The organism is Tardiphaga sp. P4_G1 (genome assembly GCF_056401215.1).
On record NZ_JBFUJU010000002.1, the window covers coordinates 1 to 16,281 of the forward strand.

At 62.5% G+C, this 16,281-nt stretch carries 17 protein-coding genes; 6 read left to right on the forward strand and 11 right to left on the reverse strand.

The window, feature by feature from the left end:
- Positions 1-264 (forward strand): transposase (locus tag AC1DUY_RS04140; protein ID WP_478112440.1); only part of this gene is annotated, 264 nt, incomplete at its 5' end.
- A gap of 51 nt (positions 265-315) precedes the next feature.
- Here AC1DUY_RS04140 and AC1DUY_RS04145 read toward each other — a convergent pair.
- On the reverse strand, positions 316-1,311 hold the full coding sequence (locus AC1DUY_RS04145; RefSeq protein ID WP_478112442.1) for an extensin-like domain-containing protein: 996 nt from the start codon (positions 1,309-1,311) through the stop codon (positions 316-318).
- A gap of 172 nt (positions 1,312-1,483) precedes the next feature.
- Here AC1DUY_RS04145 and AC1DUY_RS04150 point away from each other — a divergent pair, with 172 nt between their 5' ends.
- Both AC1DUY_RS04150 and AC1DUY_RS04155 read left to right on the forward strand, forming a co-directional pair.
- Positions 1,484-3,112 (forward strand): fatty-acid--CoA ligase, encoded by a 1,629-nt coding sequence (locus AC1DUY_RS04150; RefSeq protein WP_175366241.1) that lies wholly within the window; start codon positions 1,484-1,486, stop codon positions 3,110-3,112.
- A gap of 89 nt (positions 3,113-3,201) precedes the next feature.
- The gene (locus tag AC1DUY_RS04155) at positions 3,202-3,552 is read left to right on the forward strand and encodes an endonuclease domain-containing protein (RefSeq protein WP_120293285.1); all 351 of its coding nucleotides are present in this window, start codon (positions 3,202-3,204) and stop codon (positions 3,550-3,552) included.
- A gap of 107 nt (positions 3,553-3,659) precedes the next feature.
- On the opposite strand, the gene AC1DUY_RS04160 is transcribed toward AC1DUY_RS04155, so the two are convergent.
- A complete protein-coding gene (locus tag AC1DUY_RS04160) occupies positions 3,660-4,115 on the reverse strand; it encodes a GatB/YqeY domain-containing protein (protein WP_089265497.1) in 456 nt (151 codons plus the stop codon).
- 142 nt (positions 4,116-4,257) lie between these two features.
- Positions 4,258-5,883, reverse strand: a complete 1,626-nt coding sequence (locus AC1DUY_RS04165) for a glycosyltransferase family 39 protein (protein ID WP_478112446.1) — start codon at positions 5,881-5,883, stop codon at positions 4,258-4,260.
- Between the two features lie 309 nt (positions 5,884-6,192).
- Here AC1DUY_RS04165 and carA point away from each other — a divergent pair, with 309 nt between their 5' ends.
- Positions 6,193-7,383, forward strand: a complete 1,191-nt coding sequence (carA, locus tag AC1DUY_RS04170) for a glutamine-hydrolyzing carbamoyl-phosphate synthase small subunit (RefSeq protein ID WP_175366242.1) — start codon at positions 6,193-6,195, stop codon at positions 7,381-7,383.
- Positions 7,384-7,567: 184 nt separating this feature from the next.
- Positions 7,568-8,062 carry a PaaI family thioesterase gene (locus tag AC1DUY_RS04175; RefSeq protein ID WP_093757336.1) on the forward strand — a complete coding sequence of 165 codons (495 nt, stop codon included), beginning with the start codon at positions 7,568-7,570 and terminating at the stop codon, positions 8,060-8,062.
- Between the two features lie 38 nt (positions 8,063-8,100).
- On the opposite strand, the gene soxA is transcribed toward AC1DUY_RS04175, so the two are convergent.
- From soxA to AC1DUY_RS04215, 8 genes are read right to left on the reverse strand one after another with little or no spacing between them, the layout of a single operon-like run.
- A complete protein-coding gene (soxA, locus tag AC1DUY_RS04180) occupies positions 8,101-8,880 on the reverse strand; it encodes a sulfur oxidation c-type cytochrome SoxA (protein WP_478112449.1) in 780 nt (259 codons plus the stop codon).
- Positions 8,877-9,197, reverse strand: a complete 321-nt coding sequence (gene soxZ / locus AC1DUY_RS04185) for a thiosulfate oxidation carrier complex protein SoxZ (RefSeq protein WP_478112451.1) — start codon at positions 9,195-9,197, stop codon at positions 8,877-8,879. Before soxZ ends, soxA begins: the two co-directional genes overlap by 4 nt.
- Positions 9,197-9,673, reverse strand: a complete 477-nt coding sequence (locus AC1DUY_RS04190; RefSeq protein WP_478112453.1) for a SoxY-related AACIE arm protein — start codon at positions 9,671-9,673, stop codon at positions 9,197-9,199. The genes soxZ and AC1DUY_RS04190 overlap by 1 nt, the downstream gene beginning before the upstream one ends.
- 12 nt (positions 9,674-9,685) lie before the next feature.
- Positions 9,686-10,150 (reverse strand): sulfur oxidation c-type cytochrome SoxX, encoded by a 465-nt coding sequence (gene soxX / locus AC1DUY_RS04195; protein WP_478112455.1) that lies wholly within the window; start codon positions 10,148-10,150, stop codon positions 9,686-9,688.
- The gene (locus tag AC1DUY_RS04200) at positions 10,143-11,423 is read right to left on the reverse strand and encodes an FCSD flavin-binding domain-containing protein (RefSeq protein WP_478112457.1); all 1,281 of its coding nucleotides are present in this window, start codon (positions 11,421-11,423) and stop codon (positions 10,143-10,145) included. Before AC1DUY_RS04200 ends, soxX begins: the two co-directional genes overlap by 8 nt.
- A gap of 1 nt (position 11,424) precedes the next feature.
- A complete protein-coding gene (locus AC1DUY_RS04205; RefSeq protein ID WP_231079659.1) occupies positions 11,425-11,712 on the reverse strand; it encodes a c-type cytochrome in 288 nt (95 codons plus the stop codon).
- 43 nt (positions 11,713-11,755) lie between these two features.
- Complete coding sequence (locus tag AC1DUY_RS04210) at positions 11,756-13,930, reverse strand: xanthine dehydrogenase family protein molybdopterin-binding subunit (RefSeq protein WP_478112460.1); 2,175 nt, start codon at positions 13,928-13,930, stop codon at positions 11,756-11,758.
- A gap of 11 nt (positions 13,931-13,941) precedes the next feature.
- Positions 13,942-14,391 carry a (2Fe-2S)-binding protein gene (locus AC1DUY_RS04215; protein WP_093756882.1) on the reverse strand — a complete coding sequence of 150 codons (450 nt, stop codon included), beginning with the start codon at positions 14,389-14,391 and terminating at the stop codon, positions 13,942-13,944.
- 385 nt (positions 14,392-14,776) lie between these two features.
- On the opposite strand from AC1DUY_RS04215, the gene AC1DUY_RS04220 reads away from it, so the two are divergent.
- Positions 14,777-16,276 (forward strand): ATP-binding protein, encoded by a 1,500-nt coding sequence (locus AC1DUY_RS04220; RefSeq protein WP_089265502.1) that lies wholly within the window; start codon positions 14,777-14,779, stop codon positions 16,274-16,276.
- The last annotated feature ends 5 nt before the right edge of the window (positions 16,277-16,281 follow it).

Consider the following 16,281-nt stretch of genomic DNA (forward strand, 5'->3'; position numbering starts at 1 on the left):
CCACTCGGTATCCAGACGTTTTTCTGCGATCCCTACGCCCCTTGGCAGAAAGGTGGCGTCGAGAATGCCATCGGTCGCATGCGCCGCCGGATTCCGCGCAAGACAGATCTAGCTACGCTCACCTCCCAGGATCTTGCCGATGCCGTGCTGGCTTACAACAGCACACCCCGAAAGTGCCTTGACTGGCATACCCCCGCCGAGCTCTTTGCTCGACAGCTGTTGCACTTCGAGTGTGAATCCACCTCCCCGCCTTCGCGGGGATGACAGCTGAGAGGCGATTGCAACCTCACGCCTGCTCTCCCACTCCTTTTCAAATCACCGCAAAAAGCTGAATGGCGATGGCGGCGCAGCGCGACGCTTCTTCGGCTTGGGTTTTGGCTTCGGCTTGGGCTGTTCTTGTGGAGGCGCGGCTTCTGCTTCGGGCTCCGGTTCGGGCTCCGTCGCAGCCGGTCGAGCCGCCGCAGGCTCTGCAGGCTTCGCCTCCCCCGGTTTGCCTTCCGCCACTTCGCGCGGCGGCGCTTCATCCGGACGTAGCGCCGGCATCAGCGGCGCAATGCGCGGCCATTCATCCCAGACGTCCCACTGACAGATCCGGTAGTTGCCGCGCCGCTCGGCGATATCGAGATGGATATGATCCTCGTGGTAGCCGTCGGAGCCCGGCCCCAGCACGGTGGTGAACCGCGTACAGACCGAATGCAGCACCGCCTCGCGCTGCTCGCGCGGCGTGTTACGCTCGGTGAGCGCGATCGAGCGGCCATTGGCGAGTTTCAGCCCGCGCACATCCAGCGCATTGGCGCGGCCATGCTCTGACAGTTTTGCACCGACGACACGGTTGCGACCGCGGCAATCGAAGGAGTCAAAATTATCAAGTTCGAGGAGCTTGGTGCCGAGACTGATCGCGAGCGGTGCCATGTCGGCGCGGATCCATTCAGCCACCGCCGTTGCCATGGCGCAGCGCATCGTTCCCGCCGGCTTCAGCGGCACGCGCGTCTTGTCCGGCAGCACGACCGCTTCCAGCCGCACCATGTCGGGTCCGCCGCAGGCGCCTGGCCCCTTGATGTCGGGAATACTCGGCGCAACGGCGATGGCATCGGTGAGCGCCAAGCGACAGGCTGAAGGCGGCGGCGGCTCCGGCGGACGCGCTTCGGCAGCAGGCTTCTCAGGCTCGGCGGGCTGTTCGGATTTGGCGGGCTCCTCACCGGGCTTTTGCGCCGGCTCGATCGCCGGCGCTTCTGCCGGGCGGGGCTTTGGCAGCGGCACACGCGATGTCGTCAGATAGGCCTGCGCCGGCGCGGCAACCAGCAGCAACACCAGAACCGCTCCAATTGTCCTTTGGTCGCAGCCGGATAGGCCAAAAGTCCATTTCCGGGCCGCTTTCCCCGCGCTAAACTTCATGCCAAGACCTAAAGCAAGAACAGGGTCGAAGTTCCCCGGCAACGATCGGGGAGCCGGCGCGCCAATCACAAGACGGAGGAACGATCAAATGCGTGGCTTGATGCAAGACTGGCCTTTGCTGTGTCATCGGATCATCGATCATGCGGCCCAAGTCCACGGCGAGCGCGAGGTCGTGACCAGATCAGTCGAAGGTCCCATCCACCGCACCAATTACGCCGAAATTCGTACCCGTGCCCTGAAGGTCGCACAACGTCTCGACCGCGAAGGCATCAAGATGGGCGACCGCGTCGCCACCATCGCGTGGAACACGTGGCGGCACCTGGAAACGTGGTACGGCATCATGGGCATCGGCGCCATCTGCCACACCGTCAATCCACGTCTATTCCCGGATCAGATCGCGTGGATCATCAACCATGCGCAAGATCGTATCGTGATGACCGACCTCACCTTCGTCCCGATCCTCGAGAAACTCGCCGACCAGCTGCCATCAGTCGAGCGCTACATCGTCTACACCGACAAGGCGCACATGCCGCAGACCACGCTGAAAAACGCCGTGGCCTATGAGGACTGGATCGCGGAGGTCGACGGCAACTTCAAATGGAAGGAGTTCGACGAAAACACCGCAGCGGCGATGTGCTACACATCGGGAACAACAGGCGATCCGAAGGGCGTGCTGTATTCTCACCGCTCCAACGTGATGCATGCGCTGATGGCCAATACCGGCGACTCGCTTGGCGCCAATGCCGCCGACACCATGCTGCCGGTGGTCCCGCTGTTCCATGCCAATAGCTGGGGCATCGCGTTCTCCGCGCCATCGATGGGCACCAAGCTCGTACTGCCTGGCGCCAAGATGGACGGCGCCTCGATCTATGAACTGATGTCGACCGAGAAAGTGACGCATACCGCGGGCGTGCCGACAGTGTGGCTGATGCTGCTCAACTACATGTCGCAGAACAATCTGAAACTGCCTGACCTACGCATGGTGGTGTGCGGCGGCTCGGCGATGCCGCGCTCGATGATCAAGGCCTTCGTCGACATGGGCATCGGTGCACGTCATGCCTGGGGCATGACCGAAATGAGCCCCATCGGCACGCTGGCCGCGTTGAAGCCGCCCTTCGACCAGCTCGAAGGCGACGAGCGGCTCGACGTGCTGCAGACGCAAGGCTATCCGCCGTTTGGCGTCGAAATGAAGATCACCGACGACGCCGGCAAGAGCCTGCCCTGGGACGGCAAGACCTTCGGCCGCCTCAAGGTACGCGGCCCATCGGTGGCGCGCGCCTATTTCCGGCTTGAGGACGAGATCCTTGACGAGGAAGGCTATTTCGACACCGGCGACGTCGCGACCATCGACGCCCACGGCTATATGCGGATCACCGACCGCTCCAAGGACGTTATCAAGTCGGGCGGCGAATGGATCTCGTCGATCGACCTGGAGAACCTTGCCGTCGGTCATCCGCAGGTGGCGGAAGCCGCCGTCATCGGCGTCTATCATCCGAAGTGGGACGAGCGCCCGCTGCTGATCGTCCAACTCAAGCAGGACCAGACCGCAACGCGCGAAGACATCCTGAAATACATGGATGGCAAGATCGCCAAGTGGTGGATGCCGGACGACGTCGTGTTCGTCGATGCGATCCCGCACACGGCCACCGGCAAGATCCTGAAGACCGCGCTGCGCGATCAGTTCAAGACCTACAGCTTGCCGACGGCGGCGGCTTAGCTGACAAGAGCGACAGCGTTCCTAACCTCTCCCCGCCCTTCGCGGGGAGAGGTCGACCGGCGAAGCCGGTCGGGTGAGGGGCATGGCACATGCGTGGCCACATTCGCATCACCAACAGATCGCGCGAATTACGCGCCAACTCCACCGACGCCGAAACGAAACTGTGGAATCGTCTGCGCAACAGGCAGATTGCCGGCTGCAAATTCATTCGCCAAGAGCCGATCGGGCGATATATCTGCGACTTCGTTTGTCGGGAGAAGATGATCGTTATCGAGGTCGATGGCGGGCAGCATCTGGAGTCGCAACGGGACGCCATGCGCGATCGATATCTGCGCGAGCAAGGTTATTGCGTGCTTCGCTTCTGGAACAACGATGTGCTGTCAAATATCGAAGGCGTGCTGTCGCTCATCGATGAGGAATTGCGCAAGACCTCGGATTGATCCGAACCGATAGATTGCGTGCGTTGAAGCAGCGTGCTTGGCCCCTCACCCGCGCCAGGTGCGCGCGACCTCTCCCCGCAAAGGGCGGGGAGAGGTTAAAGAGAGCCTCAGCCGTTGAGCGCGGCTTTCACCAGACCGCTGGCCTTGCCGAAGTCCATCTGGCCGGCATATTTCGCTTTCAGCGCGGCGATCACCTTGCCCATGTCTTTCATGCCGGCCGCACCCGTCGCTGCGATCTCGGCTGCGATGGCGGACTTGGTCTCGTCCTCCGACATCTGCTGCGGCAGATAGGCGGAGATGATCGCGATTTCCTCGCGCTCCTGGGTCGCGAGCTCCGCGCGGCCGCCCTTGTCATAGAGCTCCACCGATTCCTGGCGCTGCTTGATCATCTTCTGCAGCAGGCTCAGCAGATCGGCATCCGACAGCGGCGGCTTGCTCTGGCCGCGCGCTTCGATATCCGCATTCTTGATGGTCGAATTGACCATGCGAAGCGTCGAAAGCTTGCGCTCGTCCTTGGCCCGCATGGCGTCCTTGACGGCGTTGTTGATGTCATCGCGCAGCATCTGCGTCTCCTCTTGCGGCCGCCAATCGCAGCGCTGGAACTCGGTTGGCCCCGATCTAAGCGTTTTGAGGGTTATGCACAACTGCACCCGCCAATTCTCGGGGACGCCGCCCGGAGCTGTTGCCCGAACCTACTGCCCAAACCTATTGCCGATGGCTGGAGCTGAAATCCTCCACGCCTGCGGATAGCGGCCCGGGCGCGCCGGCTCCAGCGACGTATGGCAGAACCATCAACGCCGATATGGTGGCCGGAATACCGGCCTGGCCCCATAGCCGGGGCTGAACCTCGAAATCAAACCTGACGTGCCGCGGCTCGAGCATCGCGACCTTGCCCATCCACATCAGGCAATCGCTATCTGTCGCAAAGCACATCGAAGCCCACCCCTTCTGCAGCGTCGTCGCGCGCGGCATGCCCCAAGTGTACTGGAACTGGAACGGGCGGCTGTAGACGGGATGGTCAGGGCTGTAAAAGGCCGTCGCGAATGCCAGTCCGTCGTCGCCACTGATCCGTGGCATCGGCCGGCCTGTCATCTGGTGCCACCGGTCAGTCAGCTCTTGAGCGGCCAGCCGATAGTAAGTCCGCTCGTTAGGATTGATGCTATTGCGGTAAATCGCATGGATCGGAGCAGCCACAATGGTTGCGATGATGGCGATGCCGGCGACGAACACCACCATATTGACCACATACAGGCGTTCGAGCGTGAAGCGGGCGCCGCAAACGATCAAAACGGCAGGCAGGAACAAACCCTGGAGCGCCCATAGCGAAGGCATGTCGGTGCCAAGCGTGACGGTTGTCATAACAGGCAGCAGCACGGTGCCGATGAACACCCAGAACAGCAGCAGCAATCCTGGACCCATGGCACGGAAATCGGCCGAAAAGTACTTCAGGCGCAGCTCGGCCGATAAAACCCAGACAATGGCCGGCAGCGCCAGCGTCGCCGCGAGACCGAGCAAAAACATGCTGGCTTCGATGAGTGACTGACCGAAGTCGATGCCGCCGTGAACCTGCATGGCATAGGTGAACGGCGTAGCACCGGTCGTCACGAGCCAATGGATGTGCGGCCCAAGGGCAATGAGTCCGGTCAGTGCCGAAATCCACGGTGCCCAGGATTTGAAATAGACCGCCCGCTGCGGATGCACGATCGCTGCCAGCGCGAAGCTGGCGATCAGGAAGATCGAATAATATTTGCCGAGCATCGCCAGCGCGGACAGGACGCCGGCGGCGGCAGCCCAGCCGATAGCGCGCGTTTCAAAGGAGCGCAGGAAGCAATAGGTCGCCAGCGGCCAGACCGCGAGCAGCACTGTGTTCGCGTTGAAGCGCTGGGCATGGAATTGATAGGCCGGAAGCAGCATCAGCAGCAGCAGCACGACGGCTCGCGAATCGCCGCGCACGAAGCGGCGCGCAATCAGATCGACGGCCCAGAGCGCCACCGCGGCATTGGTCATCGACAGCAACTGGAACGACCAGTCGGTCAGCGGGAAAACCAGCGTCCACAGCCGCGCGACCCAGCCCATCAAGGGCGGATGTTTGGGATTACCCCATGCGAATTCGCGCCCAAGCGTCCAGGTTTCCAGCGCATCCGCATGTAGATCGCCGCTCTGATAGGCGATCACCAGAAACAGCAGCCAGATTCCCGCGAAGCCGACGATCAGCACAGGAATCGTCCAGCCCTTCTCGATCCCATCGAGGAAGGTCAGAAAAGGCCTGCGCCATCGCGCAGGCGCGACGGCCGAGCGCGCGGCCATCTTGGCGAAATAGTCCAACTGCACTGAAATATCCGGAAATACGGGAAGTCGCAGCTTGCTACCGGCGAAAGTGAGTTCCGGCAAGCATCCGTAATTATAATTAGTTGATTTTACATCTCATTCTGCAAATTACGCGCTATCGGCGTGCAGGTTTCGCCGGACAACCGGAACACCACAATTCTGCCAGATAAGATATTATTCCTTAATGAAGCTCTGTCCGGGCCCATTGATCGGGCAAAGCGCCGATTGCGAACCTGCCAGGCCATGGTTGACGTGTGAATCCGGCCTTTCCGGCTTTGACGGCGGCGGATGCGCGGACTATGTAGTCCCCTCATGACCCCCTCAGAAACATCTTCAGCCTGGCCGGACCACAAACCGACCGCACTCCTCGTGCTCGCCGATGGCACCGTGCTGGAGGGCTTCGGCCTCGGCGCGGAAGGCCAGGCCGTGGGCGAAGTCTGCTTCAACACGGCGATGACCGGTTATGAGGAAATCCTCACCGATCCATCCTATGCCGGGCAGCTGATCACCTTCACCTTCCCGCATATCGGCAATGTCGGCACCAACGACGAGGATATCGAGACGGTGAACATGGCGGCGACGCCAGGCGCCCGCGGCGTGATCCTGCGCTCGGCGATCACCGACCCGTCGAATTACCGCTCTTCCCGGCATCTCGACGCCTGGCTGAAGGCGCGCGGCATCATCGGCATTTCCGGCATCGACACCCGCGCCCTGACCGCGCTGATCCGCAACAAGGGCATGCCCAATGCGGTGCTTGTGCATGCGAAGGACGGCCAATTCGACCTGCATGGCCTGAAGGAAGAAGCGCGCGAATGGCCGGGTCTCGAAGGCATGGACCTGGTGCCGATGGTGACGTCGGCCCAGCGCTTCACGTGGGACGAGACTCCCTGGGAATGGGAAAAGGGTTTCGGTCGCCAGACCAACCCTGAATTCAACGTCGTCGCTATCGATTACGGCATCAAGCGCAACATTCTGCGCCTGCTGGCCGGCGAAGGCTGCAAGGTCACAGTCGTTCCAGCCACGACTTCGGCCGAAGAGATAATGGCGCTGAAGCCGGACGGTGTGTTCCTGTCGAATGGCCCAGGCGATCCCGCCGAGACCGGCAAATATGCCGTGCCTGTCATCAAGCAGGTGATCGATTCCGGCGTGCCCACATTTGGCATCTGCCTCGGTCACCAGATGCTCGGCCTAGCGGTGGGCGCCAAGACCAAGAAGATGCATCAGGGCCATCACGGCGCCAATCATCCGGTCAAGGACGAGACCACCGGCAAGGTGGAAATCACCTCGATGAACCACGGCTTCGCGGTGGATGAAGCGACATTGCCGAAGGGCGCGACGCAGACCCATATCTCGCTGTTCGACGGATCCAATTGCGGCATCCAGCTCGACGGCAAGCCGGTGTTCTCCGTGCAGTATCACCCGGAGGCTTCCCCCGGTCCACGCGACTCGCACTACTTGTTCAAGCGGTTCGCGGATTTGATGCGGGCGAAGAAGGCGTCGTAGCTTTCTTTATCGATAGAATTTAGACGTCATGGCCGGGCTTGTCCCGGCCATCTACGTTTTAGGGCTGCGAAGGCGTGGATGCCCGGGTCAAGCCCGGGCATGACGTGGAAGGGCTTGCGGCAAGCGATAGCATCCGCACCTGCAGCTTTGTATGATGATCGTCATCAAAAATAAAGGAAGCGCCATGACCGACGCCCCCACGCCCCGCTACGACGTCGTCCCCACCAGCCTGATGGCCTCGATGCCCGGGCTCGATTTCGTGCGCAAGATCTTCTCCGGCGAGCTGCCGCAGCCGCCGATCATGGAGAATGTCGAGCCGTTCGACTCGACCGCAGAACCCGGTGTTGTCGTGTTTCACAGCGTCCCCGGCTTCCGGCACTACAATCCGATCGGCTCGGTACATGGCGGCTACGCGGCGATCCTGCTGGATTCGGCGATGGGCCTCGCCGTGCACACCATGTTGCCTGTCGGCACCGGCTACACCACGCTGGAATTCAAGATCAGCTTCATTCGCGGCATGAGCAAGGATAGCGGCACCGTGCGCACCGAAGGCAAGACGCTGAATGTCGGCCGCCGCGCCGCCACCGCCGAAGCGCGCATCACGGATTCCAAGGACCGGCTCATCGCCCATGCCACCACGACGTGTCTGGTGTTCGAGATACCGAAGGAAACGACCTGACCTGCAGCCCGCGGGCACGTACACAGACATTCGAAGCGTCACGGCCTGACAGCGGGAGTTTCGCTTGCCATGCCCCGCGCGCGCGACATCAGGTAGAGCTCAAGCTCGACCATCTCAGGCGCGTCGGCGCTGTAGGGTTGAGCGCGCACGCCGATCATGCAATTGCGCAGGCGGCGCTTGAGAGAGCCAAGCCCCTGCCACTCCAGCCGATAGACAGGATAGCCCGTCGGATGGGCCTGCGTGATCGCGGAGCCGGCGAGACGTTTGTCCCAGTTGTCGTCGTGACAGTTCGTGCACGCCAGATTCAACTGCCCCTGACGCCGCAAGAAGGCATCGCGGCCTTTGTCGATGAATGCCTGCAGACGTGAATCGGCGCCCGTCTCGATCGGCATCCCCTGTGACTGCCGGCCGATCAATGCGGTCAGCGCCAGCAGATCGCGGCTTTCATCGGCGAGCGGCGGCAATTGCTGATGATCGACACGGCAGAGATTGACGCGCTGTTCGAGATCGACCGGGCGATTGAGCTTGTCGTCGAATGCCGGGTAGCGCACGGCGACGCCGCGCATGCTGCTGGCATCACCGTGGCAATCCGCGCAAGCACGGCCGGCGACGGGTTTCCGGGTCCATAGCGCCTCGCCATCCAGCACCCCCAGCATGCCGGGATTGGCCGTGGCGTCGTTCTGCATGGCCTGGGTTTCGACGGACATGAAACTGGCACCGGAGCGTCGCTCGCCCGGCGCGATCTCCGCCGCCTCGATGAGCGACGTGAAGGTGACGGCTGCCAGCAACGACAGGCTGATATTTCGCAGTCGCCTCATGTGACCGTGATGCTGGCCGACGCAGTTTCCTGAAATCCGTTGTCGCCGATCCATTGGAATTCGAATTTTCCGCTCTCGGTGGCGACCGTAAAGAAGGAGATGAAGGGATTGGCCGAGAACGCGGGAAACAGATCGGCCCGGAACACTTCATCGCCATTATAACGGCAGGTGAAATTGGTGATGATGTTGCGCGGGATGGCCTCGCCGGTCACGGTATGGCGAAAGCCGGTCTCCATGATGTGGGACATCAGCGTCTTGACCTCGATGATATCCCCACGCTTGGCCGTAGACGGAACGTTGATCAGCGCGGACGCCATCAGGTTGCCTCCTCGGTACATGCGGCGAGCGTGACGACGACATCGGCGGTCGCCGACCAGAACGAACCATCGGAGAGTTTCGCGATGGCCGTCAGTGTCTGCGTGTCGGCGAGCCGGATGCGCGTCGATATCTGCGCACGGCCTGCACGTGGGGAGATATAGAAATTACCGACATTGGGCTGCGGATTCTTCTCGTTGAAGATATGGATGCTGACCACGTGATCCGCATCACTCATCGGGCTCGTCACCGTGACCGTGAGCGGCACCGTGTTGCCGTTCTCGACCAGCGGCGGGACGTCGAGCTTTACTTTGCCGGGGCGCACCGCGGCGCCGTTGACGATATCGCGGATGGCCGCCTTCATGGTGTCCGGCGTCGCACGGGCCGGGCCGATATGCACGAGTGACACCGCGCCGAGCGCAGCGCCACCGGCCGTCGCCAGAAACTGGCGGCGTGTCGATCGATCGAGCTCAGCCATGGATTGCTTTCGTCATGATGGGTTCTGCAGCGTTGTCAGGTAAGCGACGACGTCCTCGATCTGTTGCGCCGACAGGATCGGCCTGCCGACCCATGCCTCCCCGACACGCTGTAACCCATCTGCACGATAATAGGACGGCATGATGGTCGCGGCATTCAGGCGGGAGGCATCCACCAGCCGCAGCCGCAACTGGCCTTCCGACCAGCGGCTGCCGGTGCCGGCAAGGCTTGGCGCAAGATCGCCCTGGAATCTCTGTTCGGTAAATGGCCCGCTGTGGCAGAGCAGACACGTATATGTGCGGTTGACGACGATCGCCCTGCCCGCCGACGCGTCGCCGACCGCGCCCGCCAGGGGCAGCGGAATCGCATCGCCAACCACCGCATAAGGGACAAGTTCACTCGCACAGACCGGAGCAGTCAGCAGCAGTGTCGCCACGCTCGCCGACAACAGTGTCGATGCGCGGCGGCGACTAACCAAAGACCTCTGCTCCGATCGTCTCGAACCAGGACCGTGCATAGATCGCTTCGCGGGCCCGGACATCACGTGGCGCATCCAGCGGACTCGTACCGCCCGCGCCTTCGATATCCGCAAACAGGCCATTGCGGGGCTGGTAGACGCCCGCGATGGAAATGCCGTAGTCGGGCGCGACTAGGCTGTAGCAAGTGTTGATCAGCTTCGGCGACGTCGGCGTCGCCCCCGCCAGCAACGCCACGATCGCGCCGGCACAGGTCTTCGCCTGCGCATTCGCCGAGAATGCGGATTTGGGCATGGCGCCGGCAATGCAGGCATCGCCGATCACATGGATGTTCGGCACCTGGGTTGATTCAAGGCTGACGGGATTGATCGGACACCAGCCGGATTTATCGGCGACGCCGGCAATCTCCGCGATGCGTCCGGCGCGCTGCGGTGGAATGACATTGGCCACCTGAACGTGATGCGTCGCGAAATCTGTCACCAGCGTATTGGTCGCCGGATCGACAGACGTGACCTTGCCGCCCTGCGACAGCGCGACCCATTCGATCAATCCCGGATACAGCTCCTGCCACGCGGCCTGAAACAGCCGCTGCTTCGAGAACGCGTCTTTCGAGTCGAGAATGATGAGCTTCGACCGCGGCTTTCGGGTCTTCAGGTAATGCGCGATCAGGCTCGCGCGCTCATAGGGGCCCGGCGGACACCTAAAGGGGTTGGCGGGAACGACGATGGCAACCACGCCGCCATCGTCCATCGCCTCCAACTGGCGCCGCAGCAGCAGCGTCTGCTCGCCGGCCTTCCAGGCATGCGGCATGCGCGACGCTGCAGCCTCGTCATAGCCCGGCAGCGCATCGAAGCGCAGATCGATTCCGGGCGACAGAACCAGCCGGTCGTAGCGCAACGTCGATCCATCGGCGAGACCGATCGTGCGCGGCTGCGGGTCGATCGTCTGCGCCATTTGCACGACGACTTTGATGCCGGCGGCAGCGGTTTTCTCGTAGGTGAATTGCTGGGCCTCGATGGCGCGGTCACCGGCAATGACCTCGTTGCTGAACGGGCACGCGACATATTGGCGATCGGCCGTCACCAGCGTGACATCCAGCGACGGATCGAGCTGCCGAAGCGCGCGGGCGCAACTGGCGCCACCGAAGCCGCCGCCGATTACAACGACCCGCGCAGGCGATTGCGCCAGGTTTGGCGATGCCAGCGCAAGGGATGCCGTCGCGGCAGCGGCAGCGCGAAGAAACTCCCGTCGTGAGGTATGATTTTTGTGGGTCATGCTATTTCTGCGTTGCCAGCCAGGCCGCAATCGACCCGATTTCGTCTTCGGAGAAGCCCTTGGCGATCCGCGTCATCACTGTGGCCGGCATCGACCCATTGCGAAAGGCCAGCAATGTGGAGCGCGTCGCATCGGCATCGCGCCCATAGATGTTCGGGATGGCCTGCGATGTCGCCGCATGGCAGCCGGAGCACGAGGCCGCTCCAGGCGGCGGCGCCGATGCCGCCCGGACCGGCGCCGCCGAGGTGACCATCAGCCCGATCGCAAGTGAGGTACGCAACGTCTTCATGAGTGAAATCCAGTGATGGGCAGCAAGCATGGCGACGCGTCAGTTACGCAAAGATGATGTCGTGATTCTTCAGCGGCACGGAACGGATGCGCTTGCCGGTCGCGGCAAAATAGGCATTCAGCACGGCCGGCGCCGCAACGCAGATCGTCGGCTCACCGACGCCGCCCCAGAAGCCGCCTGATGGCATCAGGATCGATTCGACCTTCGGCATCTCTTTCATGGTCATCGACTGATAGGTGTCGAAGTTCTCCTGCTCGATGCGACCACCCTTCACGGTGCATTCGCCATAGAACAGCGCCGACAGGCCATAGACGAACGAGCCGGCGATCTGGCGATCGATCTGCCAGGGATTCACCGCATAACCGGGATCTGTGGCGGCTACGATGCGATGGATCTTGATCTTGTTGCCGCCCGTCACCGAAATTTCCGTTGCAGCCGCCACATAACTCCCGAAGCCCATATGCTGGCAGATGCCGCGGAACACGCCTTGCGGCGCCGGCGTCGTCCAGCCGATCCTCTCCGCAACCGCATTGAGCACCGCGAGATGCTTCGGATGCTTGGTCATCAGCTTGCGGCGGAATTCGAGCGGATCCTGACCGACCGAATGCGCGAGTTCGTCCATGAAGCTTTCGAGATAGATCGCATTCTGGTTGACGTTGACGCCGCGCCAGAAGCCCGGCGGCACATGCGGATTGCGCATGGAATGGTCGATCAGCAAATTCGGAACAGTGTAGCCGATCGCTGCCTCACCGCTGGCATTCAGACCCTGGAAAGTGACGGGATCCATCCCGTTCTGCATACCCTCGGGACGCACACTGGCCAGGATCGACTGGCCTGAGATCCGCATGTGCAAACCGATCAGATTGTTATCGGCATCGAAGGCGCCGACCAGCTTGCTCTGCGTAATCGGATGATAGCGGCCGTGCAGCATATCTTCTTCGCGCGACCACATCAGCTTGATCGGCGTGCCGGGCATCCGCTTGGCGATGGCCACCGCCTGACGGACGTAATCGGTCATGCCGCGCCGACCGAAGCCGCCGCCCGGCATGATCTTGTAGACCTCGCATTTGTCGCTCGGCAGGCCTGACGCTTCGACTGCGGCCGCAAACACGGCTTCGCCGTTCTGCGTCCCGGTCCAGACCTCGCACTTCTCCGCCGTATAGAGCACCGTCGCGTTCATCGGCTCCATGGTGGCGTGGTTCTGATAGGGATAGGCGTAGACCGCTTCCACCGTCTTCGCAGCACCCGCAAACGCTGCTTTGACATCGCCAGCCTTGTTGCCGACAAAAGCGGGCTGCGCAGCGTCCAGGCCTTCCTGCAGCCACTTGCCGATGGACTCGCTGGACACGCTGGCGTTCTTGCCATCGTCCCAGACGACTGGCATCGCCTCCAGCGCCGACTTGGCGTGCCACCACGTATCGGCGACCACAGCCACGGCACTCTCGCCGACGCGCACGACCTTCTTGACGCCTTTCATGCCAAGGATCTTGCTGTCGTCGAAGCTCTTCAGCGTGCCGCCGAACACCGGGCAATCCTTGATCGCGGCATTGAGCATTCCCGGCAGCTTGATATCGGCGCCGTAGACCATCTTGCCGTTGGTTTTCTCGACCGTATCGAGCCGTTTCAGCGGTTTGCCGGCGATGGTCCAGTCCTTGGGATCCTTCAGCTTGACGTCGGCCGGCGGCTGCAGCTTAGCAGCCGCTTCCGCGACCTTGCCGTAAGTGATGGTGCGCCCCGACGGGACATGGGTGATGACGCCCTTGCTGGTGGCACATTCCGACACGGGCGCGGCCCACTCATTGGCTGCCGCCTGGATCAGCATCAGGCGCGCAGCCGCGCCGCCTTTGCGGACGTAATCATGCGAAGTGCGAACGCCGCGGCTGCCGCCGGTGGAAAAGTCCCCCCAGACGCGCTTGCGTGCGACACTTTGCCCAGGCGTAGGATATTCCGTCGTCACCTTGGACCAGTCGCATTCAAGTTCTTCAGCGACCAATTGCGCCAGACCCGTGAGCGTTCCCTGCCCCATCTCGGACCGCGCGATACGCACGACAACGGTCTCATCAGGCCGGATCACCACCCAGGCATTGACCTCAGGCGTACCATCGGCCGCATAGACTGCGGTCGGCCCGCCAAAGGGAATACCGAGCGCGAGGCCACTGCCGATAGCAGCAGTTCCCAGGACAAACGAACGGCGATTGAGTTGCGGAGCATGACCCATGACCATCTTCCTCAAGCGCTTGCAGCGGCGTGAATCGCTTCACGGACCTGCTGGAACGTGCCGCAACGGCAGATATTGGTGATGGCGAGGTCGATATCCTCATCGGTCGGCTGCGGCACTGTCTCCAGCAGCGCTGCAACTGCCATGATCATGCCGCTCTGGCAGTAACCACATTGCGGCACATCATGATCGATCCAGGCCTGCTGCACCTTGTGCACGGCCCCCTCGGACGCAAGGCCCTCGATCGTCGTGATCTGCTTTCCGATCGCCTCACTGAGCGCCATGCTGCAGGAACGGACCTGCTGGCCATCGACATGAACGGTGCAGGCGCCGCATTGGGCGACGCCACATCCGTATTTTGTCCCTGTCAGCCCGGCATTTTCGCGGATCGCCCATAGCAACGGCGTGTCCGGTTCTGCATCGATCTCGTAAGTTCGTCCATTGATCGTGAGGCTTGCCATCGCATTTCCCCGGGTCGTGGCGCATATCGCCGTTGCAGCAACCCTCCCCTGAAACTGGAAGAATTCCAAATCAAATGTTTGGTGACTGCGGCGCCCGAAGATTCCAGCGATGTCCCTGCCTTGCTGACGTCACAGTTACGTCACGCGGGATTTTCTGTTTGCTGACGCTCTATCACCGCGGGTCGAACACAACGCGATCATGCAAGGAAACCGCCTGAGATTGCCATTGGCAAAACCGGGCACCGCCGTGTGCAGAACATCGCCGATTCGCTGTCGCGATTTACTTGGTGAGAGTTGCGCGGAACACGGGATGATAGCCGTGCGCCGCTCGACGCGCTGTGGCGGGGTTGGTAAGCCCTCTCTACAAGGAGACCTGAGTCGAGACATGACCGTTGCGATCGAGATGGGGCATACGACGTCAGGCGCCCCGGCGGCTCTGGACCTTGAGGAACTGCTGGCGACGCGTCTGCTCGTACAGGGCAATTCGGGTTCCGGAAAATCGCATCTGCTGCGCCGGCTGCTAGAACAGAGCGCCCCATGGGTGCAACAAACCATCATCGACCCTGAAGGCGATTTCGTCTCGCTGGCGGAGAGATTCGGTCATCTGGTGATCGATGCCGAGGCGCATACCGAACGCGGGTTGCAGGTCGCCGGCGAGCGCGCGCGCATGCACCGCGTCTCCACAGTGCTCAATCTCGAAGGGCTGGATGCCGAGAATCAAATGCGCCGCGCCGCCGCCTTTCTGGGCGGGCTGTTCGACGCGCCTCGCGACCATTGGTATCCGATGCTCGTGGTGGTGGACGAGGCACAGCTGTTCGCCCCGGCCGTTGCCGGCGAGGTGTCCGACGAAGCCCGCAAGCTATCGCTCGGCGCCATGACCAACCTGATGTGCCGCGGCCGCAAACGCGGCCTTGCCGGCGTCATCGCGACACAGCGACTAGCGAAGCTCGCCAAGAACGTCGCGGCGGAAGCGTCGAATTTCCTGATGGGTCGCACCTTCCTGGATATCGATATGGCACGCGCCGCCGATCTTCTCGGCATGGAGCGACGGCAGGCCGAATCCTTCCGCGACCTCGAGCGCGGCCAGTTCATGGCGCTGGGTCCCGCCCTCTCCCGTCGTCCGCTGGGCCTGCGCATCGGTGTCACCGAAACAAGTCCGCGCAATGCGACCCCACGCCTGATGCCGCTGCCGGAAGCGACACTCGACGACGTCCGCGCCACGATTCTCGCAGCGCCCCCGCCGGAGCCGGTCCGGCCGCAGCGCCGCGCACCGTCATCGCCGGATCTGCTTGGCCAGCTCATGGCGGCGAAGTCCGCAGCGCTGGAAATTCGGCCGGACGTGGCGGAGACGCCGATCAGCGCCGAGGAACTGGCGGAGCGGCGCATGCGCGTCGACCGCGTGTTGCAGGCCCTGATGGCGGAGCCCGATGCAGGCTTCCGGGTGGTCGGCGTGCTCTATCAGGAATTCGTGGTCCGCTGCCGCATCGAGGGTCTCGGTGCCGCCGTGCCGGACCTCGACGACTTCCGCCGCATGCTGACGCGCGCCCGCGCCGGGCTCGGCTCCGACATGACAGAAGATGACGGGTGGCAGGACGTCTCGGTCCGCGCCTCGATTCTGCCGGAGGATATGCAGGGCGTTTTCATGATGATCGCCCGCGCCGCCAAGGAAGGCTGGCCCTGCCCGAGCAATGCCGCGATCGCCCGCGCCTACGGCTCGCATTCGCTGCGCCGTGCACAGCGCCTGCTGAACTATATCGAGGAGCAGGGCCTCATCGTGTGCCAGCTTGATGGCGCCGGTCGGCGCATCGTGACGCTCGTCGAACTGGCGTGGGCTACGGCGCCCGGCGATCCCAATGCCGAGGAAGCTGCGGCCGAGCAGGCCTGAGCCGT